Here is a 25020-nt window from a genome sequence, read left to right as displayed (position 1 = left end):
GGTCATCGTCCACGGCGCCTGCTACCCGGACGAAGACGAGCACGGCAACCGGCCCGACACTACCCGAGGAGCGCACGTCCGAGGGCGTCGTGCTCGGCGACATCGCGCACACGCTCGCCCGGCGGGCCGGGCGCGGCCGGGCCGGGGCCGCCGTCGTGGCCGCGGACGCCGGGGAGCTGCTGGCCGGGCTGCGGGCCGTACAGGGCGGCGGGGGCGTCGCCGGGGCGGCGGTGGCCGGCGGGCGCGGGCCGGTGTGGGTGTTCTCCGGGTACGGCTCGCAGTGGACGGGGATGGGGGCCCGGCTCTACACCGAGGAACCGGTGTTCGCCGGAGTGATCGACGAGCTGGACCCGATGTTCCGGGACGAGGCGGGCATCGAGCTGCGGGAGATCGTCGCCGGGGGCCGGGAGGCGGAGGGCGTGGCCACCGCGCAACCGGTGATCTTCGCGGTGCAGGTGGCGCTGGCCGGGCTCTGGACGTCGCACGGGGTACGGCCGGTGGCGGTCGTCGGGCACTCGATGGGCGAGGTCGCGGCGGCCGTGGTCGCGGGCGGGATCGGGCTGCGCGACGCGGTCCGGGTGATCTGCCGGCGCGCCGGCCTGCTCGGGACGCTGGGCGGCGGCGGGGCGATGGCGGTGCTGGAGGTGGCCGCGGAAGAGGTCCCCGCCGACCTCCACGTCGCCGTCCACGCCTCGCCGCGGCAGTGCGTCGTCACCGGCGACCCCGGCCGGGTCGAGGAGTTCGCCGCCGAGGTCAGGGCGCGGGGCCTGCTGTCGCGGGTGCTGACCGCCGAGGGCGCCGGACACTCGCCGCAGGTCAAGCCGCTCCTGCCGAAGCTCCGCCAGGCACTGGCCGCCATCGCCGGGGGCAAGCCCGAGATCCCGTTCTACTCGACCGTCTTCGACGACCCCCGCGAGGTCCCCACCTTCGAGCCCGCCTACTGGGCCGCCGGGGTCCGCCGCCCGGTGCGCCTGCTCACCGCCCTCCAGGCCGCCGCCGAGGACGGCCACACCGTCTTCACCGAGATCAGCCCGCACCCCGTCCTGGCCTCGGCGATGCGTGACTCGCTCCCCGCGGGCACGGTGATCACCCACTCCCTGCGCCGGGGACACGACGAGGAGCTGCGCCTGCAGCTCGCGGCGGCCGCGGTCGCCATGCCGGCGCTGGTCGCAGCCTCCTCCGGCCGGGTCGTCGACCTTCCCCTCTCGCCCTGGCGGCACGGGCGGCACTGGGTCTCCGCCGCCCGGCGCGCCGCGCTCCCGCCCGGCGGCCACCCGCTGCTCGGCGTGCACGTCGAGAGCCCCGCCGGGCACCTGTGGACCACGACCGTCGACGACCTCTCCGAGGCGCCCTGGCGCCTGGACCCCTCGCTCTGGCGGTTGCACGGCCTGCCCGTCCTGCCGCTGGCCGTGGTGGCGGCCCTCGCCCAGGCGGCGGGGACCGAGGTCCGGGGCGAGGCCGAGCTGACCGGTGTCACCCTGGACGCGCTGCTGCCCCTGCCCGCCACGGTCACCACCACCCTCACCCCGTCCGGCGAGGTCGAGATCGACGCCAGGAACGCCGCGGGCGTCTGGATCCGGTACGGCACCGCGACCGTCGTGCCCGGCCCCTCCCCGGCCGGGTCCCCGCCGAGCCCCGCCGAGCTGGCCGAGCGGCTGCGGAGCCCCTCGGGGGTGCCGGTGGGGATCGGACGGCTGGGAGGCGACGGCACTCCGGTGGGACTGCTGGCCAAGGACATCCCGGCCACCGCCGTGCCGGTCCCGCTGGCCGGCAAGCTCGTGGCACGGGTGTGGGAGCCGGGACCAGGTGTCGAGACCGCGCCGGCCGGGAATGGATCCGATCCGCGCCCGGCCCGTGGCTGGCTCGTCGTGGCCGCAAAGGGGGATCCGCGGGCCGGGCGCCTCGCCCGCGACCTCGCCGCCGCCGGGCACACCGTCGGCCACCTCGACCTGCCCGGCGTGCCCCTCGACCTGCCCGGCGTGGCGCCGAGCGCTCCCGTGCCCTCCCTCGTCCCGGCCCAGCGCTCCGCCCCCCGGCGGACAGCGCCGGTCCCGGCCCCGCTCGCACTCCCCGCGGGCGACGGGGCCGAGGAGGTCGTCGTGCTGGCCCCGGGCGGCCTGAACCCGGCCGGCGCCGAGGCCCTGTACCTCGCCGTCACCCGGATCGCCGCCGAGCTCGCGGGGACCGGGCGGCGGCTGCGGCTCGTCACCGACCGGGCGCAGGCCGTACTGGACGGGGAGCCGGGCGACCCCGGCGCCGCCGCGCTGCGCGGCCTCGTCCGGGTGCTGGCCTTCGAACAGGCGGGGCTGCGGGCCCGGCTGCTCGACGTGGACGGCCCGGACGCGCTCCTGGCCGAGCTGACGGCCGACCGGCCGGACGACGAGGTGGCCTGGCGGGCGGGCGTCCGCTACACCGCCCGGCTGGCCGCGCTCCCGGACGACGGCGACCGGCGCCGCGCCGGCGCGCACGGGCCGGTGGTACGGCGGGGCGGGGGCTACCTGATCACCGGCGGGTACGGCGGGCTGGGACTGGTGGTGGCGCGGTGGCTGGCCGAGCGGGGGGCCGGGCGGATCGTGCTGGGCGGCCGGTCGGGGCCGTCGGCCGCGGGGGCCGCGACGATCGCGGGACTGCGGGCGCTGGGCGCCGACGTCCAGGTGGTGACCGGTGACCTGACCCTACCGGGCGTGGCCGAGGGGCTGGTCGACGTGGTCACCGCCGGCGGCGTACGGCTGCGCGGGGTGATCCACGCGGCGGGCGTGCTGGACGACCACCTGGTCACCGACGTGGGCCCCGGGGACCTGCACCGGGTCTGGTCGGCCAAGGTCCACGGCGGCCTGCAGCTGCACGAGGCGACCAGGGAGGCGCCTCTCGACTGGTGGGTGGCGTTCTCCTCGGCGGCGGCACTGCTCGGGTCACCCGGGCAGGCGGCCTACGCGGGGGCGAACGCCTGGCTGGACGCCCTGTGCGACCTGCGCCGGGCCGAGGGACTGCCCGGGACGACGATCAACTGGGGCACCTGGGCCGACGTCGGCGGGGCCGGCCAGGCGGTGCTGCCCGCGGTCGCGCCCCTGACCCCGGACGAGGGCGTCGAGGCGCTGGAGGCGCTCCTGGCCCGGGGGGTGGACGCCGCGGGCGTGCTGCGGCTGGACGCGGCGGCGGCCGTCGCCGCCTTCCCCGGCATCGCGCGTATGCCGTACTTCGCGGACCTGGCGGGCGCGGCCGTGACCGGTGGCGACTGGGCGGGGCCCGAGGCGCTGGCCGCGATGGAGCCCGGCCAGGCCCTGGAGGCCGTCGTCGCCAAGGTCAGGGAGCGGACGGCCGTCGTGCTGGGCTTCGAGACCGCCTGGCTCCAGGAGGGCACGGTGCTCACCGAGGCGGGCCTCGACTCGCTCGCGGCCACCCGGGTGCGGGGCATGATCGAGCACGACTTCGGGGTGGCCGTGCCGACCGCGCTGCTGCTGCAGGGCGCGACGCTCGGGGACGTCGCCGTGGCCGTGGCCGCCGGGCTGGGCATCCACGGCACCGCCGGGACGCACCCGGTCGAGCCCAGGGACGCGGCGGAACGGCAGGTCGTGGCGGCCCTCACCCGGATCCTCGGGCGCGTGCCCGGGGTCACCGAGGAGATCCCGGCCGGTGTCCTGCCCGTCGTGCTGGACGTCCTCGGCCGGGAGACTGGCCGCGAGCTGGCCGCCGACGGCGTGCTCACCGGGGCCCAGGTCGCCGGCCTGCTCCGGGAGATCGACGAGGAGGAGGCCGCCCGGGGCGTCGTCCGCCCGCTGACCCCCGCGGCCCGCGCGTACCTGGCCGCCCGCCGCGCCGCGCCGGCGGCCGAGGCGACGGCGGCCGGCGCACCGGGGCCTGGCGTACCGGCGGCCGGCGCTCCCACGGCGCCGGGGGACGGGCGGGTGCCGCTGTTCCTGGGACATCCGGCCGGTGGGACCACGGGGGTGTACGCGCTGCTGGCCGGGGCGCTGGGAGCCGGCCAGGTGGTGTTCGGGCTGGAGCGCCTGGACGGCGTCGGGGCCCTCGGCGCCGAGGCGGGGGTGAGCGAGCGGGCCGCCCGGTACGTGGCGGAGATCAGGAAGGTGCAGCCCGCCGGGCCGTACCGGGTGGGGGGATGGTCGTTCGGGGGGATCCTGGCGTTCGAGATCGCCCGGCAGCTCGGGGCGGAGAACGTGGAGCTGGTGGTGATGATCGACTCTGGCCTGCCGGACGAGGTGGCGGCCGCGGAGCGGACCCGGATCGCGGCCAGGCGGTACGCCGACTTCGCCACCTATCTCACCGAGACCTACGGGGTGCCCGTCCGGCTCGCCTACGACGAGCTCGCGGGCCTGAGCGAGGCCGGCCAGCTCGCCCTGGCCGAGGCGCGCATCGCCGGATCGGGGGTGCTGGACCTGCTGGGGGAGGCCATCCTCCGGCACCAGATCACCTCGCACGAGGACACCCGGGCCATCGAGGGATACCGGGCCGGGACGTACGAGGGCCGCGTGGTGCTCTACCGCTCCACGGACCCGACCCCCTGGGCGGTCGAAGACACCCGATACGCCCACGCCGACGACCCCACAAGGGGATTCGGCCCGTTCAGTCCGGGGCTGGAGATCGTCACGATCCCCGGGTCGCACCACCTCAACCTGCTCGACCCGCCCCACGTCCAAGTCATCGCCGCTCACCTTGGAGGCCAGCTGTGACACTCGCACAGGCCGTCGTCGACGGTGCCGATCCCGAAGAGCTCGCGCGCCTGGAGGTCCCCACGACCTTCCGGGCGGCCCACACCCGCAAGGACGAGGTCGGCATGTTCGGCCGGAGCCCGCACGGCGTCAACGACGTCGACAAGGACATCACCAGGTCCATCCACGTGTCCGAGGTGCCGATGCCGGAGCTCGCCCCGGACGAGGTGCTGATCGCGGTCATGGCCAGCGCCATCAACTTCAACACCGTGTGGACGGCCATGTTCGAGCCGATCCCCACGTTCGCGTTCCTGGAGCGGTTCGGGCGTGAGGACCCGCGCCACGACCGGGACTTCCACGTGCTCGGCTCGGACGCCTCCGGGGTGATCGTCCGGATGGGCGCCGCCGTACGGCGCTGGAAGATCGGCGACCGGGTCGTCATCTCGCCCGCCTACGTCGACGAGCAGGACCCGATCACCCACTCCGACTCCATGCTCGGCGCCGACCTGCGCGCCTGGGGGTTCGAGACCAACTACGGCGGGCTGGCCGAGTTCGCGGTGGTCAAGGCCACCCAGCTCCTCCCCAAGCCCAGGCACCTGACCTGGGAGGAGGCCGCCTGCAACATGCTGTGCGCCTCCACCGCCTACCGGATGCTGGTCAGCGAGCGCGGCTCCCGGATGAAGCAGGGCGACGTGGTGCTGATCTGGGGCGCGACCGGCGGGCTCGGCGCGTACGCCGTGCAGCTCGTCAGGAACGGCGGCGGTATCCCGGTGGGCGTGGTCAGCTCCGACGAGAAGGCCGCCCTCCTGCGCCGGATGGGCTGCGAGCACATCGTGGACCGCTCGCAGTTCGACCACCTCAACGACGAGAAGTCCTGGCGCAGGCTCGGCGCCGAGGTCCGGCGGCAGGTGGGGGAGGATCCGCACATCGTCTTCGAGCACACCGGCAAGGACACCTTCGGCGCGTCCGTCTACGTCGCGCGGCGCGGCGGCTCGGTCGTCACCTGCGGGTCGTCCAGCGGCTACGCCCACGAGTACGACAACCGGCACCTGTGGATGAAGCTCAAGCGGATCGTCGGCTCCCACGGGGCGAACTACCAGGAGTGCCACGAGGTCAACCGGCTGCTCTCGCTGGGCGTGCTCCAACCCACCCTGTCGACGGTCTACCCCCTCGACCAGACCGGCGACGCCGCCCGTGCCGTACAGCTCAACAAGCATGTCGGCAAGGTCGGCGTGCTGGGTCTGGCCCCCGCCGAGGACCTCGGCGTCGAGGACCGCGCGCTCAGGGAGCGCATCGGTGAGGATCGGATCAGGCTGTTCCGGAGCTGACGGACCGCCTGGCCCGCAGGACGATCTCCAGCTCGAACCGGATGTCCGGATCGCTGAGCTGGTCGCCGTAGAGCTCCTCGAGCTGGCGCAGCCGGTAGCGCACGGTCTGCGGGTGCACGTGGAGCCGGGCGGCGACCTCCCCGGCGCCCCGGCCGTGCCGTAACCACGCCAGCAACGTCTCGGCCAGCCGGTCCTGCTGGCTGGGACGCAGGTGGGCCAGCGGCGCGAGCCGCACCTCGGTGAGGGCGCTGACCAGCTCCTCGTCCTTGAACACGATAAGCGTGGCCATGTGATCGGAACAGCGGAGCACGCCGCGCTCCTCGGTGAGCACGCCCCGCCGGTGCAGGTCCAGCGCCTCACGGGCCCAGCGCAGCGAGGTCGCGGCGGCGGCCAGCGGTACGGCGGGCCCGACGGCGGCCTTCCAGCCGCGCAGCCCGGCCTCCAGGGTCTGGGCCCGGCCCGGGCCGTTGGGGTCGGGGACGATCAGGCAGGGGCCGGGCCGGTCGAGGCCGGACAGCACGTCCGGCGGGAGCGAAGGGGGGCGGTAGCCCCTGGAGTGCTCGTCCAGGGCGACCCCGGCCACGGTCCTGGGCAGCCGCCAGCCCGAGGCCTTGGCCAGGTCGGCGATCGCGTCGGGGGAGGCGGCCGGCTGGCTCAGCAGCAGGTCCATCAGCCGCCGGCGGCGGCGCTCGATCTCTCCGGCCGCGCGGGCCCTGGCCTCCTCGAAGCCCTCGGCGGCGGCGTCGGCGAGCTGGTCGAGATAGACGAAGATGGCCTCGCCCAGGTCGTAGAGGTGCTGCGGGGTGAGGCCGAGGTGCTCGGACTGCTCGGTCAGCCGCCGCCAGGCCACCCGGGCGCCGAGCCGCATCGCGGTCTGCAGGGGGTCGAGGTTGCGGCCCTCGTTGGCCTCACCGCGCCCGATGGTGCGGAAGACCTCGGGCTCCCACGGCGCACTGGGGTTCTCGATCCGGTCCACGAACTGGCGCAGGGCCTCGTCCACGGCCAGCCGGATGGCCTTGATGTAGATCGCGTCGGCCGGCCGGGAGTACTCGGGGATCCGGACCGTGATCTCCTTGATCACCTGATCGGCCACCTCGGTGAGGCCCGGTCTCAGCAGCCTGGCCACCTCCGCCGGTGCGGATCTCCATAGCCGCTGGTCGGACAGGTCGTGAGATCTTCTCTTACGGTCACCGAAACCGGTGGCAACGAGCCTGGAATCTTCTTTTGTCGCCATGGACCCTCCCGTCGGAGTGCGCCTCACATTCTGATCTCATTGACACTTTGAGCAAGTAGCAAACGCTTGTTCTTGTCTCAAATGCAACATGTGCGGCTTCCGGCGGGAGGGGTGGGGCTATTTGAGGTAGCCGGCGAACTCCTCCAGGGAGATCAGTCCGTCGCCGTCCAGGTCGATCCTGGCGATGGCGGCCTCGGCGGCCTCGGGGGTGATCGGCTGGCCGAGCACCTCCATCAGGCGCGTCATCTCGGTGGCCGAGATCAGGCCGTCACCGTCGACATCAATGATCTTGAAAGTCGTCGCGTAGTCATCCGCCACGGGTGCATCCGCCTTCCGGCAGCAGGGAAATGGGACGCAAGCACATTAGCGGGGGATCGCGGCGCGGAGGAGGGTGGGCCGGCGGCGCCGGAGGCCGCTCCCGGCCGCCTGTGCCTCCCCGGCCGCCTGTGCCTCCCCGGCCGGCCCGACGGGTCTCCCCGGCCGGCCCGGTGCGTCCCCGGGCGGGCCTGGCACGTCCCTCCGGCCGATCCTGCGGGCTTCCCGGCCGGTCCTGTGCGCCTTCCCGGCTGTTCCGGCGGGCCCTCTGACCGGTCCGGCGGGCTCTCCGGGCGGTCCGGCGCCGATGCGTCCCTTCCGGCCGGTCCGGCGCGTCCCTCTGGTCTGGCGTCCCCGCCTCCCGGCGCGACCCGCTTGCCAGGTGCCGCCGTGATGGTGGCCCTGTCCGCCCGCCGTGACGGGTTCGGCCCCGTTGCCGGTGTTGCGAGATTAAGGCCGTTTACTGCGAATATTAACGCGATATGCATATTGGCTTTATCTGGCGATTCATATTTACCGTCGGCAAAGAAACGCGCGTTTCTCGTCTGATGCATCAACTGGATTTGGAAGGCATTGTTCGTGGGTGTTCCCGGTCGGTTCAAAACTGCCGGCGCCGGGTTTTTCGGCGGTTGGGGCAGGAGAGAGAAGACGGTGTGGCTACCCTTATGAAACGCATCCTGGCGGGCGGCGCGCTCGCTGGGGCTGTTCTTGCTCAGTCGTCTGTCCCAGCGAGTGCCGACATGGCGCCGGGCTGGTTGATGAATCAGGCGCATGCCCGCTATGAGGCTAATGACCCCTATTGCGGAAAGCTGGCCTTCCTTCCCCTCGCGGCAGGGGTGTCCAGCGATTTCTGCAACGCCTCCCTCGGTTACTGGGAGAATCGCGCCACTTTCATTCCGGAGATCACCCAGGTCAGTGAGATCAGCTATGTGAAGCCGGCCACCGGTTCGGCTCCGCAGAGCTACATTCCGCTGTGCAGGTGGCTCCACCTGCCGCTGTTCCTCTGCGCGGTCCCCCCGGGCCCGGCCGGTCCCCAGGGTCCCGCCGGTCCGCAAGGTCCTGCCGGTCCCGCCGGTCCGCAGGGTCCCGAAGGTCCCGCCGGTCCGCAAGGTCCCGAGGGTCCTGCCGGCCCTGAGGGACCACAGGGACCTGAAGGTCCGCAGGGTCCGGAAGGTCCGCAGGGCCCCGCCGGTCCTGAGGGACCCGCCGGTCCTGAAGGCCCCGCCGGTCCTGAGGGCCCCGCCGGACCTGAAGGCCCCGCTGGCCCTGAGGGTCCTGCCGGTCCGGAGGGTCCGCAGGGACCGGAAGGCCCCCAGGGTCCTGAGGGTCCTGCCGGTCCTGAGGGCCCTGCTGGTCCTGAGGGTCCTGAGGGTCCTGAGGGTCCCGCTGGTCCCGCTGGTCCTGAGGGTCCTGCCGGTCCTGAGGGCCCGGAAGGCCCCCAGGGACCGGAAGGCCCCCAGGGACCGGAAGGCCCCCAGGGTCCTGAAGGTCCGGAAGGCCCGCAGGGTCCCGAAGGCCCGCAGGGGCCGGAAGGACCTCCCGGTCCTCCTGGAGCGGCTCAGCAGGTGCGCACCGTCTCCATCCGCCCTGCCGTCCCCACCCGTCCCGTCGTCCTGCAGGTCGTACCCCGCCCCGTCCTGCACGTCCTGCCGGCCTTCACGGCCTGCCAGAGCTGGTGCTTCTGATCCCCGCCGGAAGCGGGATCGGACTCCACGCCCGGTGAGACCGTGCCGGAGACCGCGCGGGCCGAGGGCCGGCCGGCGCGGTCGAACGGGACACGGGGACACCGGGGCACCGATAGGGCAGACGTCCGAACCGGTAGGGCAGACGTCCGGACCGGTGGGGCAGACGTTCGACAGGTGAAGCTCGGTAGGTGTAACAGGTGAGGGTGCGGGCCGGTCTCGGCCCGCACCTTCACCCGCCTGTGCCCTCCCCGGAGGGCCTGCCCCCGATCTCCCGAGGGGTCGCCCCGGAGGCGACGGCGGTCGATCCCGACCGGCCGCCGTCAGACCACGGCACCCGACCCCTCGCGAGGCCGGGGCGCGCTCCGGGGCCGCGGCGGCGGCGCGGAGCTGCGCTTCTCGAACTCCACCGCCAGCGGCGCGGCGACCAGCGCGGAGGACAGCGTGCCGGTGACGACGCCGATCAGCAGCGCCACCGCGAAGTCGGTCAGCGAGTCACCGCCGAGCACGGCCAGCGCGACCAGGATGAACAGCGCGCCCAGACCCGTGTTCACCGTACGGGGCAGGGTCTGCAGGATCGCGGTGTCGGTCACCTCCGCGAACGGCGTCCGGGGCCGCCGCGCCCACAGCTCGCGGACGCGGTCGAAGACCACGACCTTGTCGTTGACCGAATAGCCGATCACGGTGAGCATCGCGGCCAGGAACACCCCGTCCACCGGCCTGCCCAGCCACGCGAACGCGCCGACCACGACCGACGCGTCCACGACCAGGGCCAGCACCGTCGCCAGGCCGAACGTCCAGCGGAAGCGGAAGGCCAGGTAGCCGAGCTGCGCGGCGAGCGCCACACCCAGCGCGATCAGCGCGTTGCGGCGCAGTTCCTCGCCCAGGCTCGGCCCGATGAGCTCGTCGCGCTCCTTGGCGATCGGCCCGGCCCCGCTCTCCAGCGCCGTCTCGATCCTCGCCAGGTCGGCGTCGCCGATGCGGCCGGTCCGCACCGAGACGTCCTCGCCCGACGCCTGCACCACCGCGTCCGGGAACCCGGCCCCGGCGACCAGGTCGCGGGCGGCGTCCGCGCTGATCGGGACGCCGGTGGAGTACTCCACCAGCCGGCCGCCGGTGAACTCCACCCCGAAGCTGATCCCCCGCACCGCCACCCCGGCCACGGCCCCGGCCAGCAGCACGCAGGTGACCGTGTAATACACCGCGCGGTGGCGCATCAGGCGGGGTCCGCGCGCGTTCAGCCAGGTCCGGACGCGTCCGATGCCGGACAGTCCGGTCAGCCCCGGCCGCTTCGCCACCGCCGGCCGCCGCACCGCCCACTCGGCCAGCACGCGGGTGACGACCATCGCGGTGACCAGCGAGGCGACCACACCGATGCTCAGCGTGACGCCGAAGCCGCGCACCGGTCCCGAGGCCAGGAAGAACAGCAGTCCCGCCGCGAGCAGGGTGGTGATGTTGGAGTCCGCCACCGCGCTCCAGGCGTTGCGGAAGCCCTTCTCCAGTGCCGGCCGGAGCCTCGGCCCGGCGGCGTACTCCTCCCTGGCGCGCTCGAAGACCAGCACGTTGGCGTCCACCGCCATGCCGATCGCGAGGACGAAACCCGCCAGTCCCGGCAGGGTGAGCGTGGCGCCGAGCGCCACCAGCGCCGCGTAGGAGACGAGCGCGTAGCAGGCCAGGGCGATGGCGGCGATGAAGCCCACCAGCCGGTAGGTCACCACGATGAACAGGGCGGTGAGCAGCACGCCGATGACGGCCGCCTGGGCGCTGGCCGCGATCGCGGCCGCGCCGAGCGTCGGGCCGACGATCCGCTGCTCGACGATCTCGACGGGCACCGGCAGCGAGCCACCCTTGATCAGCGCGGCCAGGTCCGCCGCCTCCTCGGCGGTGAAGGAGCCGGTGATCTGCGTGGAGTCGCCCGGCAGGCCCACCTTGCAGGCCACGCCCTCGTTCACCTGGGGCGATACGACGATCTTGGAGTCGAGCATGATGGCGACCCGCCGCTTCGGGTCGCCCACCGGGTTGCAGGCGGCCTCACCGGTCAGCTCGGCCCATGCCCGGCGGCCCCCCTCACGCAGGTCCACGGTGACGTACCAGCCGCTGCCCTGCTGGGGGTCGATCCCGGCCTGGGCGTCCCCGACACCGTCCCCGGTGAGCCGGGCCGGGCCGATGAGCAGCTTGACGCCGTCCTCGTCGGCGACGACCTGTTCGCCGGACTTGGGCGAGGTCGCCGCGTCGGCCAGGGCGACGACGGGGTGGAAGGTGAGCTGGGCGGTCTTGCCGATGACCTCGGCGGCCTTGGTCGGGTCCTGCACGCCGGGCAGTTCCACGATGATGCGCCGCTCGCCGGAACGGGCCAGCGGCGCGTCCGCCACGCCCAGGGCGTCGGCGCGGCGGCGGAGCACCTCAAGGGTGCGGTCGGTGGCCTCGGCGTCGGCCTTGACGGTCGGGGAGTCCCTGGTCTCCAGGACGATCTGGGTGCCGCCGCGCAGGTCGAGACCGAGGCGCGGGGACATGGTCAACGCGATGACGAGTGAGACGGCGATGACGGCGAACGCCGTCACCGCGCGCACCACGGGGGCACGCGACATGGAAGCCTCCACAGGCTTGGGGAATGGTGTCCGGGTACGGCGAAGCACCCGTGGCCGGCGCGGAGTGTCCGCGGCCCGGCTACGAGGTGCTTCAGACGCCTGTGGAGGGCGGTGCCCGGGCGGGCCTGACCAGCAGGGCCGCGAGCGGGCGTGGATCGTCGGCGCCGGCCGGGCGCGGGCCGGCGCCGGAGGCGGGGGGCAGGTGCCGGGCGGCCGGGCCGGCCACGGCCGGGTGGCCGCCCCCGGCTCCGGTCCCGGCGTGGCCCGTGGTGAGCAGGTGCTGCTCCCCGCTGGGGAGAACCTGGTGGGACCGCGGCCGGCGCTCCCCGCCGGGGCGGGCCTCGCGCAACAGCGGCCGGTGCTCCCCGGCGACCGAGGTGACGCCGGCATGTCCCAGGAGGGCGGTGACGCCGCCCGCGTGCACCCCGCCGGAGACGAGCAGCGGGAGCAGGAGGGCGAGCAGCCAGCCGAACGGCGCTCCGCGCCTCGACTGCCGCATGTTCTCCTCCAGGGTGTCGCTCCCACCGTAGCCCCTCGGCGGTGGGTGTGGCCGGTGCCCGGACAGGGAGCAGGGGCCCCTCCTCCGGCGAGGCGCGTGCGCGATCCTCCGGTAAACGGCCCGCACACGGGTAGTGCGTCGGCATGCGACTGACCTACACAGCTGATCTGTGGTGGAAGAACGCGGTGGTCTACTGCCTGGACGTCGAGACCTACAAGGACGGCAACGGTGACGGCATCGGGGACTTCCGCGGCCTCACCCAGCAGATCGACCACCTGGACCGGCTCGGGGTGACCTGCATCTGGCTGATGCCGTTCTTCCCGACCCCCAACCGTGACGACGGCTACGACATCACGGACTTCTACTCCGTCGACCCTCGCCTGGGCACCCTCGGCGACTTCGTGGAGTTCATGCGCACCGCCAGGGACCGGGGCATCCGGGTGATCGCCGACCTGGTGGTCAACCACACCTCCGACGAGCACCCCTGGTTCAAGGAGGCGCGCTCCAGCCGGGACTCCGCCAAGCGGGACTGGTACGTCTGGCAGGACGACCCCGACCCGGTCGATCCCAAGGCCATCGTCTTCCCCGACAAGGAGGACAGCATCTGGGAGCTGGACGAGAAGACGGGCCAGTACTACCTGCACAGCTTCTACCGCTTCCAGCCCGACCTGAACGTCGACAACCCCGAGGTCCGCGACGAGATCGCGCGCATCCTCGGGTTCTGGATGGAGCTGGGGCTGTCCGGCTTCCGGGTGGACGCGGTGCCGTTCCTGATCGAGGGCCTCGGTGGTGATCCGCACGAGTTCCTCGCCGACCTGCGCGCGTTCATGAACCGTCGTGACGGCAGTTCGATCCTGCTGGGCGAGGTGAACCTGCCCTACCCGGACCTGATGAAGTATTTCGGCAACGGCAACGGCGACCAGGTCACCATGTGCTTCGACTTCATCGGCATGCAGCGGTTCCACCTGTCGATGGCCCGGCAGGACCCGCGGGCGCTCGCCGAGTCCCTGCGCGAGCGGCCCGACCCGCCCGACGACTCCCACTGGGCCACCTTCGTCCGCAACCACGACGAGCTGACCCTGGACAAGCTCACCGACGCCGAGCGCCAGGAGGTCTTCGACGCCTTCGGGCCCGAGAAGGACATGCAGGTCTTCGGCCGCGGCCTGCGCCGCCGGCTGCCCCCGATGCTCGACGGCGACCCACGGCGCCTCAAGCTGGCCTACAGCGTCCTGTTCTCCCTGCCGGGCACGCCGGTGCTCTTCTACGGTGAGGAGATCGGCCTGGGCGAGAACCTCGGGGCCGAGGGCCGGATGGCGGTCCGGATCCCGATGCAGTGGTCCCGCTCCGGAGGGTTCTCACCCGACCCGAAGACCCTCGTCGCCTCTCCCGACGGCGAGTACGGCCCGCGGAAGGTCAACGTGGAGGACCAGCGGCGTGACCCCGACTCGTTGCTGAGATGGGTCACCATGCTGGTCGAGCGCTACCGGGAGTCGCCGGAGCTGGCCTGGGGCCGCTACGAGGTGCTGGACGCCGGGGACGCGGCCGTGCTGGCCCACCGGGCCGACGCCGAGGGCGGCACCGTGATCGCCGTCCACAACTTCGCCGACCGTGAGGCGCGGGTGGAGCTCGTGCTGCGCGATCTCGGCCACTGTGAGCTGCTGACCGACCTGCTGGTGGACGGCAGCCTCGAACTGCCCCCGGACGGCCGGGTGACGTTCGGCCTCGAGCCGTACGGCACCCGCTGGCTGCGCGCCGCCGTCCCCGACGCGCCCCTGGAGAGCACCTCGGCCAAGAGCCACTAGGGTTTGTGGCCCGCCGAGCTCACCGAGCTGATCCGGGAGTTCATCGGAACCTCCGGGGAGCTCTCCGGAGGTGGGGGGCGGGTCCAGGTCAGCTCTCCTCGGGGCCCAGCTCGGTGAAGAGCGTGAGCTGGAGCTCGGCCGGGCCTTCGAGGCGGGAGTTGAGGGAGTTCCACGGGGTGCGGACGGGCTCGGCGATCACCTTGGCCCCGGCCCCGGCCAGCTCCGCGGTGGTGGCGGACGAGTCGTCCACCTCGAAGGCCACCCGGATGTGCCCGGCCACCCGCTGCCCCACCTCGACCTGGTCGATGAAATCGGCCTGCGCCGGGTCGGCGATCTCCAAGGTGGCCCGGCCCGCCTCCAGGATCGTCACCCGGCCGTCGGGGGAGGAGAAGGCGGCCCGCTCGGGCAGGCCCAGCACATCGCGGTAGAACCGCAGTGCCTCCTCGTAGTCGGCGGCGGTGACGACCAGGCGCAGCTCTCGGACGGTCATGACGGCTCCTCGGACAGTCGGTGGTTCCCTGCCGGGCACAGCGTGATCGCCATATTTGACATTCCCGGCATCTCATCCGTCAGTGACGGAGCTCGCCCGCCCCTCCGGCGGAGCTCAACCGTCCGCCGGCGCATCACGCCCGGCAGCGGCGGATCACGGCCGGTGCGGGCGGTCGTGGCGCGGATCCCTCCTGGTCTTGAGCTTGTCCAGCTGATGGATCGTGTCGTCGCGGACCTCGGTCAGCGCGGTGGACAGCTCCTGCTCGGTCGAGGTGGCCACCAGGGGCTCGGCGCCGGCGAGCCGGCATTCGAGGGTCACCTTCTGCTCCGCCCGGCCACGGTTCTTGACGCTCAGCCGCAGGTCCACCGAGTCGCTGGGATGGGAGCGCAGCCGTTTCCCCAGGGAGGCGAGCCGTTCGAGGACCTGGGGGTGGTCGTCCTCGGTGAAGCCCGTGCCGAGCGTGAGCCGCTCGCTGAGGACGTCCGGCTGCCCGTCACCCGTGTCTGCCATCGCCCGCACTCCTTCGATGAAATGTAGTCATAACACTACAATCAGCAACCGAAGTGCCTCTGGCTGGCATCGTCCTGAGGTATCGCCTCCCTTCCGGGGCGCGTTGCCCCGCCGGGAGAGAGCCGACGGAGGTCGGCCGTCTCCTCGCAGCCGCCGGGCCGGCGCCCTCCGGGCGGAGGCGCTGAGCGCGATCAGCCGGAGGCGGGCGTCGGAGAGGCGCGCCCCCTCCGGGCCGGCGTGGCGGACGGGGGAGGCCGGACAGGCGGGCGGCGGAGGATCCCGCGGGCCGTCACTCCTGGTCGTCCAGGAGCCCGGCGTCGTGGACCAGCAGCGCGATCTGGACGCGGTTGTTGAGGCCCAGCTTGGTGAGGATGCCGGAGACGTGGGTCTTGACCGTGGGGACGCTGAGGTAGAGCAGAGCCGCGATCTCGGCGTTGGACCTGCCGTGACCGAGGGCCACGGCGACCTCGCGCTCGCGGTCGTTCAGCAGTGCCAGGCGGTCCCCGGCACGGGTGCGACGCCGGTCGCGGCCGGAGTCGGCGACCCGGGCGATGAGGCGCCGGGTGACCGCCGGGGACAGCACGGGATAGCCCTGGGCGACCTGGCGCACCGCGGTCACGATCTCGTCGGGTGGGGTGTCCTTGAGGAGGAACCCGGCGGCTCCGGCGCGCAGGGCGCGCAGGACGTGGTCGTCGGCGTCGAAGGTGGTCAGCACGATGACCTCCGGCGCGCCCGGGCGGGCGCGCAGGGCCTCGGTGGCGGCCAGCCCGTCCATCACGGGCATCCGGATGTCCATCAGGACCACGTCGGGGGCGTGCCGATCGACCAGGGGCAGCACCTGGGTGCCGTCACCGGCCTGGGCCACCACGCGGATGTCGGGAGCGCCGCCCAGCATCATCACCAGACCGGTGCGGACCAGCGGGTCGTCGTCGACGATGAGCACGCCGACCGTCCACGGCTCTGATGCGGTCATGGCGGCCAGGGTAGCCAGGCCGCCAGCCGCCAGCCACCCGCGGCGGTGGGCCCGTGTTCCAGGCGCCCGCCGGCCAGGGCGACGCGTTCGGCGAGGCCGACGAGGCCCTGACCGGACCCCGCGGCGGGCGCGGGCGCGGCGGTGGTGTCGGTCATGGGCGCGGGTGTGGCGGCGGCGGGGGCGGTGTTGCGCACCTCGACGGTCACCCCTCGGCCCGGCGCCCCCGCCACGTGTACGCGCACCTCGGCCGCCGGGGCGTGCTTGCGGGCATTGGTCAGGGCTTCCTGCACGATCCGGTAGGCGGTGCGGCCCACCCGGTCGGGGACGGTCCCGGTGAGCTCCTCCCGCAGGTCCACCCGCATCCCGGCCAGGCCCGACTCGGCGGTGAGCTGCCGGACGTCGGCGAGGGTGGGCTGGGGCAGCTCGCCGACCGGGGCGCGGAGAACGCCGATGACCTCGCGCAGGTCCTGCAGCGCCTGGTGGGCGCTCTCCCGGATCACCTTGGCCGCGCGGGCGACGTCCTCGGCAGGGGCGCCGGGGTGGTACTCCAGCGCGCCGGCATGCACGCTCAGCAACGAGAGCCGGTGGCCGAGCACGTCGTGGATCTCCCGGGCGATCCGCTCGCGGGCGTGGAGCTGGGCCTGCTCGGCGCGTAGGTGGGCCTCGGTCTCGGCGCGGGCCGCGCGGTCGCGCAGCGACAGCACGAGCCGGCGCCGGTGATGGATGAACAGACCCCAGCCGACCGCGGCGCCCTGGATCGTGACGCCCAGCAGTAACACCAGGACACCGGGCGTGCCGGGTTCGGGGCGGAGCACGACGTAGCCGAGCGCGGTGAGCATGCTCAGCGCGAAGACGGCCGCCGTGGTCCGCGGAGAACGGTGCACCGCGACCGTGAACAGCGCCACCAGCATCGCGCCGGCCACCAGCTCGGAGAACGTCGACAGGGCGACCAGCACCAGGGCGAGCTCGACCGGCCGGCCGCGGCGCAGCCACAGCGCGACGCAGCCCAGCACACCGGTGAGCTGGTCGAGGCCGAACAGCCAGCTCGGTCCCGGCAGGGGGAGCGCCTCCAGCCGCGTGGCGGACATCAGGACCCCGTAGAGCGCCGCGAGCAGGAACAGGCCGGTGTCCACGACCCAGTCGCGGAGGCCGCGCCGGCGCGTGGACGCAGTCGCAGATCCGTTCATTCTTCCCGAGCCTAGGGCTTCGAGGAGAGGCCGGTCCGCCGCGAGCAGCGGGCGATACCGAAGTCGCGACGGGCGATACTTCCGTCGGCCACGGCGCCCAGGGGCGGCGACATCGGTCGAGGCGGAGGATCCCGATGACCGATCCGTCTCCGGGGCGACGGTCCCTAGCGTTCGACCATGCGCAGAATCATCCGGCTACTGGGGATCGTCATGATCTTCCAAGGTGCCAGCGGGACCATCGACCAGCTGGCCGTCCAGCCCTTCTTCGGCGTCTTCCTCAACTTCTTCAACCGCGTCATCCTCCCCCGCCTGGACTTCCTGACCGGCTACGAGCTCTACGCGAACCTGACCCTGGCGGCCCTGGGGGCCATCCTGGTCATCGCCGAGGAACGGACCCGGCCGTCATGACCTCCGGAGGCGCCCCATGACCTCCGGAGGCACCCCGTCGCATCCGTACAGGGCGCCCCTCGCCCACCGGAACGATTCCCACGGCCGTGTCCCCGGCCGGCAGCGGGCGTCCCGGGCCCGCGTGCGGGACCACCCCTGGGGGCGCATATGCTTCGCATTGCCAATGCTATGGATTTAGTGCGACCTAAAGGGAGAAATTGACCGTGTACAAGGAGTTCGCAGTCGAGGCCGTGGTGTGGCTGATCCCTGTCGTCATCCTGCTGGGCCTGGCCTACATGATCACTGCGACCTGATCGGAGCGCGGTCGAAGACCCGCCAGAGCCACACCTGCGACGCCACCAGCACGGGAGTGATCACCAGCAGTGCCGGGGTGAGCAGGGCGAGGGTCGCCGGATCGGCCAGGTTCTCCGCCAGTGGCAGGCGGGACCCGGCCAGCAGACAGACCAGCGCCATCCCGCCCGAGGTCAGGGCGTAGACCGGGCGCTCGCCCGAGGCTCCGGACAGCCGCCGGGCCCGCGCCTTCGGGGCGCCGCCCAGCCGCAGGCCGGCGAAGGCCGTCCCGTGGGCGCAGAACAGGGCGGCGACGGCGGGCACGACGATCGCCGCGGAGCCGGTGACGGACCTTTCGCCCATCCCGGCGAGGATGAACCCCCAGCTCAGCGCCACCGCCCAGCTCCCCGCGACCACGGCGCCGTCACACCCGCGCCGCCACGCGGCCCGGTCGACCCCGCCGCGCAGCCAGATCCCCGCGTCCCGGACCACCCAGCCGAGCAGCAGCGCCACGGACGGCACATACAGCCCGCTGAGCAGCTCCCCCTCCAGGACGGGGAAGGCGCCCACCAGGACCCCGGCCGCGGCGACCAGCCAGACCTCGTTGCTCATGAAGAGCGGGGTGATCGAGGCGAGCACCCGGCCGCGCTCGTCGCAGGAGCGGCCGAGGTGGGGCAGGAGCATGCCGATCCCCAGATCCGCGCCCGCGAGGACGAAGTAGCCGACGGCGAAGAACGCCAGAAGCGTGATCTCCATGGAATCTCCTCAGAAGGCCGGGGCCGGCAGCGGCTCGGCGGGGACGTGGCTGGTCTCGGCGGCCGCCGGGCCCTGGCGGGCGCTGCGGGCGAGCATCCAGGTGTTGACCGCGACGAGCAGACCGAACAGCGAGGCGAAGGCGGCCAGCGAGAACCGGACCGCGCTGGGTGACAGCTCGCCCAGCGCGTCCTGGGTGGTCAGCAGGCCGTACACCACCCAGGGCTGACGGCCCACCTCGCGGAACACCCAGCCGGCGAGCATGGCGGCGAACGGCAGCGGGACCGCCGCGGTCAGCAGCACGTGCCAGATCCGCAGCCGGCGGACCGCCCACGGGAACAGCGCCAGCAGCGCGCTCAGCCCCGCGATCAGCAGCATCAGCGCGAAGAGGATCATCATCGTGGTGGCGCTGCCCTGCACCAGCCCGGCGGGCGGGGCGTAGTCGCCGGGCCCGTGCGCGGCGGCCGTCTCGGCCTGGAGCCGGGCCACCTCCTGCGCCGCGCCGCGGTAGACGGCCAGCTTCATCGGCTGCGCCGTACCGAACTGGACGCCGCCGAACGCCGCGGTGGCCATCAGCGCGGGCAGCGCGGTGAACACGCCGATCCGCAGCGACCGGCGGAAGAACTCCTGCTCCTCGGTGCGCCTGCGCAGGTGGTGGGCGCTCACCCCGGCCACGAAGAACCCGGCGACCACCAGCGCGCCGCAGAGGATGTGGCCGAACGCGGTGAGCGCCGCCGGATTGGTCAGCACCGCCGCCGCTTCGGTGAGCCGGAGCACGCCGTCCACCACCTCGGCGCCGACCGGGTTCTGCAGGAAACCGTTGGAGACCAGGATCCAGTAGGCGGAGGCGTAGGCGGTGAGCGTGACCACCCAGAGCACCCCCAGGTGCGCCCACCGGTTCAGCCGGTCCCAGCCGAAGATCCACAGTCCCAGGAACGTCGACTCGACGAAGAACGCGGTGAGCGTCTCCATCGCCAGCGAGGCGCCGAACACGTTGCCCGCGAAGTGCGTCAGCCCGCTCCAGACCAGGCCGAACTGGAACTCCATCACCAGCCCGGTGACGATCCCCATCGCGTAGTTGATCACGTAGAGCCGTCCCCAGAACCGGGCCATCCGCCGGTGCACGGCCGAGCCGGTCAGCGTCGCCCGGGTCTGCATGAGCGCGACCAGGGTGGCCAGACCCAGGGTGAGGGCGACGAACAGGAAGTGTGACCCTGCGGTGAGGGCGAACTGCAGGCGGGCGAGGTCGAGCGTCTCCATGCCCTCAGATTTCCGGTACGGTCACCGCCCGCGCGTCCCTCCCAGCGCGCATACGCCGTACTCCAGAAGTTGTGTCCCCGCCGCCCGTCCGTACACCCGCCACGTCACCCCTGCGGCCCGGGCGCCGACGCGTGGCCGGCCGGGCTCGCCGGCTGTTAGTCCATCCAGCCGGGGGTGACCACGCCCGCCTCGTAGGCGAGGACCACGAGCTGGGTCCGGTCCCGCGCGTGCAGCTTGGCCCGCCCGACGCGGGACGGAGCCGCCGATTGCGGCTGAAGGCCATATACATCCATACATCGGCAGCCAGCGGCACCGCCGCCTCCGTGCCGGACGACCATGTCTCCCCAGTTTGCGGGTGCTGCGGAACCAAAGCGATGTCCGTGACGGTGGCGGGCAGGCCCGGCCCGGCCAGGGCTAGGCTCCTCGTCGGCGGCTCAGCCGGGAGCAGGGCATCGAGCACCGGACGGAACGCATCGGCGACAGGGCCACTGGGAACCACGACCCGTGCACCGCCCGACGCGGCCAGCAGGTGGGCCAGCGCCACCGAGACCGCTGCCTCCCACACCGGGCTCCACACCCCGATCGGCTCAACCGGCGGTCTCTCCGGCTGTTCCCGTAGTTCCTCCCAGCTGAGCACTCGGCGGGCTGGCGCATCGACGTCGAAGAGACGTACGGCGCGCGGGTCCAGCCACACCACCTGCCAGTACGAGCAGTCGTCGATGAGGGTGGCCACGGCACGCCCGCACTGCGCGCACGCCAGGTTGGGACCGTTTCTGCTGTCCAGACCGCAGCAGAGGCCGTCGCACCGCTCCGGAATCAGAACGGTCCCGCGGACGTCACCCAGCGCGACCGCGACCGCTCCCGGTGGCCCGTACGACAGGGCATAGGTCGGCGCGTACACGTCGCGGGTTTCTGCCTCCTCCGCGCCGATCTCCTCCCACCGCCGCCACGGCGGCCCGGAGGGTTCCGGGTTCACCGCGTAGGTCCCGGGCTCCATGAGCACGGGAAGTAGTTCGTGGCCGTACTTCTGATGGGCGTGAGCGGGGAGCGCGACCTGTGACACGGGTAAGGTCAGTGAGGCATCACAGCCTGCACACGTGAACACGATCATGCGCCCTCCCACGTCACAGTGCTTGGATCATCTTGGCTCAGAGCCAATCCTGAGAGAGTCGCTCGACGCCGATTCAGCGAAAGGCCACGCCGTATCTCACGAGGGATGAGGAGTGCTGCACAGCAGCCGATACAGCGACACCGCCTTACAGGATCATTCTCCATCGACCCGCAATCACCATCTAGCAGGGCGAGATGCCGTTGACGAGGCGTCAGCCAAGGAGAGAGCACCCTCTGAGGCCGGCAACCGAGACCCTGCCGTGGAGGAGGCGGTCACCGCTGTCGAGCCGGCTCATGGAGCTTCACGGAGGGGCGGTCACCGGAGTGGTACTTCCCCCTCGGCAGCCAGGTTCAGGAGAGAGCGCTATTTGGGGGAATCCCTCCAGTCGTCCCGCCCCGCTGTCTCGTCGGCGGAAGGGGCGGGGATGTCGAGCTCGGCGCCCCAACCGGTAAGGCGAGCGTCAACGACATGGAAATCCCGGACATTGGCGCCGTTGGCGACCCACTCGTTCCAAGAGGCCTGGACCCTGCGTACCAGCTGGTCCTTGCCGAGCCAGAGCCGCCACGAGATCTTGACCTTCGCGTCTCTCCCGGTGGGCGGCTTTCCGCCGTACTCGTCGCGGAACCCGGGAGACGCCTTGTAGAGCTGGGCGTAGGTGATCGCCCCCTGGTGGATCGTGGTGCGGGTGCCGTCGTAGACGCCTCCCGGGCGGTTGGCCTCGGTCGTGGCCAGCACCGCCTGCAACGCGGCCGGATCACCGAGATCGATCCCACCGGCGGTCAGGAAGGGACGGGTCTCCTCGTCCTCGTAGAACAGGACCCAGGTTTTCCCCTCGGGAGCGGGACAGATCCAGCCCTGGCAGTACGTCCGACCCTTGAACGTGAGGAACCGTGCGGGAGGCTCGGGAACGTTGGATCCGGCGACGTCTCTGACATCGGTGGCCGTCACCGTGCCCTTGCCGAACTCGGCGCGGGTCTTCTGCCTGAAACTGTTTCTCTCCCCCTCTCTCCACCAGGTGGTGACCTCCGCCATGGTCACGCCCCGGTTCTCGACGAGCTGACGCCTGAGCGCGTCGACCGGGCCGGCCGGGGTCGTCTGAGCGTCCACAGCGGTGCCGAGCCCGGTGACCGCGACGGACGCGGTCACCGCGACGGCGATCGTGGCGATCCATCGCCTCATCCGAGCTGTCCTCTCTCGATTCCCCCACCGTGCCGGGAAGGCGCTGCTGATTTTCCCGGCCCGAGGTCTCTTTTCGATCACCGGATCATGAAGAAGGCAAGCCGGCCGGTTCGGCGGACGGCAATGGAGCATTCAGGAAAGGGCGGCTCCTGCTGACGTGCCGCCACGAATGGGTCACCAGCCCAATGAATCTGCTAACGCCGTTGCCAACGACATCCCTGGACATCGGTGCACGCCCCTGAAAGCCGATCAAGCTGAAGCCGCTTAGCAGGTGCTTCTGACACCTGTGGACGCCAGCAAGCGATCTCGAACCGGCTACGGATCAGAAGGCCGAGACTGTGCATGCCAGTGAGTGACAGCAGCGCTGACAGCAACGTCTCCGCATACGGACTCACCCCGGCCGCCGTCCACCACCCTCTGACCAGAGCATCCGCAGCCCGACGAGGACGATCGCTCCGCCTGAAAGCGGAAGGTCGGTGGTTCGACCCCGCCCCGGACCACCTCATAAGAGCAGCGAAAACGCCCGAGCCGATCATGGCCGGGGCGTTCTTGGTTCTGTTTGACGACAACGCTGGCGACAACGTGCCCATGGACACTGTGTGACTGATCTATTTGTCGGCATCAACCGGTAACGTCTCTCGTACTTCAGTGCAGGTGCGCCGTCGGCTGAGGAGAAGAGTCATGGGTGGTTCAGCGTGGACCTACTTCACGCCGTATCAACAGGATGTTTCGGCTGCGCTTGCGGCGGCTCACGAACGTGCTTTTCAGGAAGGCGACTACTTCTGGCTTTACGACGGACGCTGGGGATCTCCTCAGCGGCCTCGGCCTTCCACGGTGGAGGAGTTATGGCAGGACGAGGGCGTGCAGCATTCGTTCACTCATTCGGTGCTGGACGTCTTCGAGGTCCTGGGCGAGGGCGAAGAGCCTGAGGTCTGCGCAGCCAGGCCGCTTACCCCGGAGGAGACAACCAGATTGTTCGGCACATCGAAGCCGACGCGTGTCGACTTCGGGAGAGCGCATGAGGAGGTGGACAGCGTGATTGAGGAGCGTGGCCACGCTTGTTACACCGCCTTGTATGACGAGCAGCGGCGACCGAGCGAGATCGCGTTCTGGGGGGTTACCGGGGATTGACCGAGCGGGAAAACGGAGCGCCTCGGAACATCAGGCCCGAGGCGTTTCGATCAAGATCTCTATCAGCCGAGAGCGTCCCCGGGCCTTTCTGGGGCTGCGCGCTCGTCGCCGAGGGAGGCGGGGGCATGGACCGTCATGGTGACCTCGATGTCGGAGTGGCCGACGATCTCCGGATGACGTGCGGAGGCACGCCCAGGTCGAGCAGCAGGCTGACGCAGGTGTGACGAAGATCGTGAAGTCGTACGGCTCCGAGTTCGGCCGCGGTGCGAATCTCTGCCGGCTCCGTCGGAGGTTGTCCGGCTCATGGGCGTACCGCGAGGGGCTTAGCTCTTGACCTGGGGCTCAGCCCGCTCCCTTTTAAGCGATCACATGTAGCCGATTGCCGTCATATGCAGCCGTAGGTCAAAGGTCACGGGACAAGCGCGGGACGATCTCGGAGATGTTCCGCCGGGTCGTCACCAGCAACTCAGCCATTAGCGGTACGAGTCGACGCCTTCCGCCGGCGCGACCTAACCGTGAGGTCACGGCATGAGGGTGCGCGCATCCGCCGTGTTCTCCAGCGTGTCGACCGCAGCGACGCGCATGTCATGAGATGGCAGTGCGTGCAGGCATACAGGCCCGTACGACCGAAAACCGCTTGCCTCGCGTGGTGGGGCTCAGGGAACGTGGTGTCCATGACGCTCTGACGGACAGCACCCCGCCACTCCGAGATGCCACGGCGCCGACGCGCCCCGTAACGCTGTCAGCCCATACCCCTTTAAGGGAAGAGAACCTTTTTGTCTCAGCAACACTCCCGGCAGGAGTCCCCGCTGCCGTCCACCACGGCCATGGGTCCGGCCACCGTCACCGTGTTCGCCTCCCCGACGAGCTGGATCGAGTCCGACGCCCTCGCGCAGTGCCACCAGGTGGCCGCCCTCGATGGCATGATGCACGTCGCCGGCATGCCGGACCTGCACCCCGGCAAGGGCGCCCCCATCGGCGCCGCCATGGCGTCGACCGTGCTGTACCCCTTCCTGGTGGGCTCCGACATCGGATGCGGCATCGCCGTGTTCCCCATGAAGCTCAAGCGCGCCGTACCCGAGAAGCTCGCCGCCCGCTTCCCCGACCTCGATCGCGCGCTGGATCCCGAGCAGGATGCCGACGACCCGGCCTGGGCCGTTGTGAAGGGCGATATCCCCGCCGGTCACGTCGAGGGCCTCGGGACGGTCGGCCGGGGCAATCATTTCGTCGAGCTGGCGCGGATCGGGACCGTCTTCGAGCCGGGCCACGCGAGCCGTCTCGGACTCGCCGACGGCGACCTGGTTCTCATCGTCCACAGCGGTTCCCGGGGGCTGGGCGAACGGATCCTGCGGGCGCACACCGCGGTCCACGGCGCGGGCCCCGCCCCTGATCCCGGCGCCTACCTGGCGATGCATGACGACGCCGTGCGCTGGGGATCGCTCAACCGGCGGTTGATGGCCGCCCGGGTCGCCCATGCCCTGGGGGCCGAGCCCGCCGAGCCGCTCGTCGACCAGTGCCACAACCTGGTCGAGGTCCGCGACGGGGTCTACCTGCACCGCAAGGGGGCGGCGCCGGGTGACGGCCGCGACGTGCTCATCGCCGGTACGCGAGGCACCCCCTCCTATCTCGTGGC

Annotated in this window: 18 protein-coding genes; 6 read left to right on the top strand and 12 right to left on the bottom strand. The window is 72.0% G+C overall.

The genetic code is table 11. From position 1 onward, the window contains the following. The first annotated feature begins 89 nt into the window (after window positions 1–89). Entirely contained in the window at window positions 90–4688 is a 4599-nt protein-coding gene (locus tag ACWDS7_RS28015) for an SDR family NAD(P)-dependent oxidoreductase (protein ID WP_451931710.1), read from the top strand. Continuing rightward, the gene (ccrA, locus tag ACWDS7_RS28010; protein ID WP_451931709.1) at window positions 4685–5995 is read left to right on the top strand and encodes a crotonyl-CoA carboxylase/reductase; all 1311 of its coding nucleotides are present in this window, start codon (window positions 4685–4687) and stop codon (window positions 5993–5995) included. The genes ACWDS7_RS28015 and ccrA overlap by 4 nt, the downstream gene beginning before the upstream one ends. Here ccrA and ACWDS7_RS28005 read toward each other — a convergent pair. From ACWDS7_RS28005 to ACWDS7_RS27990, 4 genes are all read right to left on the bottom strand, one after another. Continuing rightward, window positions 5976–7229 (bottom strand): PucR family transcriptional regulator, encoded by a 1254-nt coding sequence (locus ACWDS7_RS28005; RefSeq protein ID WP_451931708.1) that lies wholly within the window; start codon window positions 7227–7229, stop codon window positions 5976–5978. The genes ccrA and ACWDS7_RS28005 overlap by 20 nt on opposite strands. Window positions 7230–7346: 117 nt before the next feature. Beyond that, complete coding sequence (locus ACWDS7_RS28000; protein ID WP_306863101.1) at window positions 7347–7547, bottom strand: EF-hand domain-containing protein; 201 nt, start codon at window positions 7545–7547, stop codon at window positions 7347–7349. Window positions 7548–9549: 2002 nt separating this feature from the next. Then, entirely contained in the window at window positions 9550–11814 is a 2265-nt protein-coding gene (gene secD, locus ACWDS7_RS27995) for a protein translocase subunit SecD (RefSeq protein WP_451931707.1), read from the bottom strand. A 91-nt stretch (window positions 11815–11905) separates the two neighbouring features. Then, a complete protein-coding gene (locus tag ACWDS7_RS27990; protein WP_451931706.1) occupies window positions 11906–12313 on the bottom strand; it encodes a hypothetical protein in 408 nt (135 codons plus the stop codon). A gap of 143 nt (window positions 12314–12456) precedes the next feature. On the opposite strand from ACWDS7_RS27990, the gene ACWDS7_RS27985 reads away from it, so the two are divergent. Continuing rightward, entirely contained in the window at window positions 12457–14115 is a 1659-nt protein-coding gene (locus ACWDS7_RS27985; protein ID WP_306863109.1) for an alpha-amylase family protein, read from the top strand. An 88-nt stretch (window positions 14116–14203) separates the two neighbouring features. Here ACWDS7_RS27985 and ACWDS7_RS27980 read toward each other — a convergent pair whose 3' ends face one another. From ACWDS7_RS27980 to ACWDS7_RS27965, 4 genes are all read right to left on the bottom strand, one after another. Continuing rightward, window positions 14204–14605 (bottom strand): VOC family protein, encoded by a 402-nt coding sequence (locus tag ACWDS7_RS27980; protein WP_451931705.1) that lies wholly within the window; start codon window positions 14603–14605, stop codon window positions 14204–14206. Window positions 14606–14758: 153 nt separating this feature from the next. After that, window positions 14759–15115 carry a hypothetical protein gene (locus ACWDS7_RS27975; RefSeq protein ID WP_306863115.1) on the bottom strand — a complete coding sequence of 119 codons (357 nt, stop codon included), beginning with the start codon at window positions 15113–15115 and terminating at the stop codon, window positions 14759–14761. 289 nt (window positions 15116–15404) lie between these two features. Continuing rightward, on the bottom strand, window positions 15405–16088 hold the full coding sequence (locus ACWDS7_RS27970) for a response regulator (protein ID WP_306863117.1): 684 nt from the start codon (window positions 16086–16088) through the stop codon (window positions 15405–15407). Continuing rightward, entirely contained in the window at window positions 16085–17275 is a 1191-nt protein-coding gene (locus ACWDS7_RS27965; RefSeq protein ID WP_451931704.1) for a histidine kinase, read from the bottom strand. The genes ACWDS7_RS27970 and ACWDS7_RS27965 overlap by 4 nt, the downstream gene beginning before the upstream one ends. Before the next feature lie 177 nt (window positions 17276–17452). Between ACWDS7_RS27965 and ACWDS7_RS27960 the strand changes: the two genes are divergently transcribed. Further along, window positions 17453–17683, top strand: coding sequence for a hypothetical protein (locus ACWDS7_RS27960; protein WP_451931703.1), 231 nt, complete (start codon window positions 17453–17455; stop codon window positions 17681–17683). Window positions 17684–17962: 279 nt separating this feature from the next. Here the strand turns inward: ACWDS7_RS27960 and ACWDS7_RS27955 are convergent, their stop codons facing one another. The 4 genes from ACWDS7_RS27955 to ACWDS7_RS27940 form a co-directional block, all read right to left on the bottom strand. After that, window positions 17963–18709 carry a cytochrome d ubiquinol oxidase subunit II gene (locus ACWDS7_RS27955; protein WP_451931702.1) on the bottom strand — a complete coding sequence of 249 codons (747 nt, stop codon included), beginning with the start codon at window positions 18707–18709 and terminating at the stop codon, window positions 17963–17965. A 9-nt stretch (window positions 18710–18718) separates the two neighbouring features. Further along, window positions 18719–19966: a cytochrome ubiquinol oxidase subunit I gene (locus tag ACWDS7_RS27950; protein WP_451931701.1), complete on the bottom strand. Its 1248-nt coding sequence runs from the start codon at window positions 19964–19966 to the stop codon at window positions 18719–18721. Window positions 19967–20121: 155 nt separating this feature from the next. Continuing rightward, window positions 20122–20259: a hypothetical protein gene (locus tag ACWDS7_RS27945; protein WP_451931700.1), complete on the bottom strand. Its 138-nt coding sequence runs from the start codon at window positions 20257–20259 to the stop codon at window positions 20122–20124. Between the two features lie 1181 nt (window positions 20260–21440). Beyond that, window positions 21441–22256 carry a hypothetical protein gene (locus ACWDS7_RS27940; RefSeq protein ID WP_451931699.1) on the bottom strand — a complete coding sequence of 272 codons (816 nt, stop codon included), beginning with the start codon at window positions 22254–22256 and terminating at the stop codon, window positions 21441–21443. A 681-nt stretch (window positions 22257–22937) separates the two neighbouring features. Between ACWDS7_RS27940 and ACWDS7_RS27935 the strand changes: the two genes are divergently transcribed. Continuing rightward, a complete protein-coding gene (locus ACWDS7_RS27935) occupies window positions 22938–23387 on the top strand; it encodes a hypothetical protein (protein ID WP_451931698.1) in 450 nt (149 codons plus the stop codon). A gap of 776 nt (window positions 23388–24163) precedes the next feature. Then, window positions 24164–25020 (top strand): RtcB family protein (locus ACWDS7_RS27930; protein ID WP_451931697.1); only part of this gene is annotated, 857 nt, incomplete at its 3' end.

The organism is Streptosporangium sp. NPDC003464 (assembly GCF_053588315.1).
Note: the sequence above shows the minus strand (reverse complement) of the source record. Positions and strands in the feature narration are given on the sequence as shown.

Bases quoted from the DNA above. Each gene is read 5' to 3' on its own strand.
- ACWDS7_RS27985 (WP_306863109.1), top strand. From the start codon at position 12,457: ATGCGACTGACCTACACAGCTGATCTGTGGTGGAAGAACGCGGTGGTC.
- ACWDS7_RS27965 (WP_451931704.1), bottom strand. From the start codon at position 17,275: ATGAACGGATCTGCGACTGCGTCCACGCGCCGGCGCGGCCTCCGCGAC.
- ACWDS7_RS27935 (WP_451931698.1), top strand. From the start codon at position 22,938: ATGGGTGGTTCAGCGTGGACCTACTTCACGCCGTATCAACAGGATGTT.
- ACWDS7_RS27960 (WP_451931703.1), top strand. From the start codon at position 17,453: ATGCGCAGAATCATCCGGCTACTGGGGATCGTCATGATCTTCCAAGGT.
- ACWDS7_RS27955 (WP_451931702.1), bottom strand. From the start codon at position 18,709: ATGGAGATCACGCTTCTGGCGTTCTTCGCCGTCGGCTACTTCGTCCTC.
- secD (WP_451931707.1), bottom strand. From the start codon at position 11,814: ATGTCGCGTGCCCCCGTGGTGCGCGCGGTGACGGCGTTCGCCGTCATC.
- ACWDS7_RS28005 (WP_451931708.1), bottom strand. From the start codon at position 7,229: ATGGCGACAAAAGAAGATTCCAGGCTCGTTGCCACCGGTTTCGGTGAC.
- ACWDS7_RS27990 (WP_451931706.1), bottom strand. From the start codon at position 12,313: ATGCGGCAGTCGAGGCGCGGAGCGCCGTTCGGCTGGCTGCTCGCCCTC.
- ACWDS7_RS27945 (WP_451931700.1), bottom strand. From the start codon at position 20,259: ATGGATGTATATGGCCTTCAGCCGCAATCGGCGGCTCCGTCCCGCGTC.
- ACWDS7_RS27950 (WP_451931701.1), bottom strand. From the start codon at position 19,966: ATGGAGACGCTCGACCTCGCCCGCCTGCAGTTCGCCCTCACCGCAGGG.
- ACWDS7_RS27980 (WP_451931705.1), bottom strand. From the start codon at position 14,605: ATGACCGTCCGAGAGCTGCGCCTGGTCGTCACCGCCGCCGACTACGAG.
- ACWDS7_RS27940 (WP_451931699.1), bottom strand. From the start codon at position 22,256: ATGAGGCGATGGATCGCCACGATCGCCGTCGCGGTGACCGCGTCCGTC.
- ACWDS7_RS27975 (WP_306863115.1), bottom strand. From the start codon at position 15,115: ATGGCAGACACGGGTGACGGGCAGCCGGACGTCCTCAGCGAGCGGCTC.
- ACWDS7_RS27970 (WP_306863117.1), bottom strand. From the start codon at position 16,088: ATGACCGCATCAGAGCCGTGGACGGTCGGCGTGCTCATCGTCGACGAC.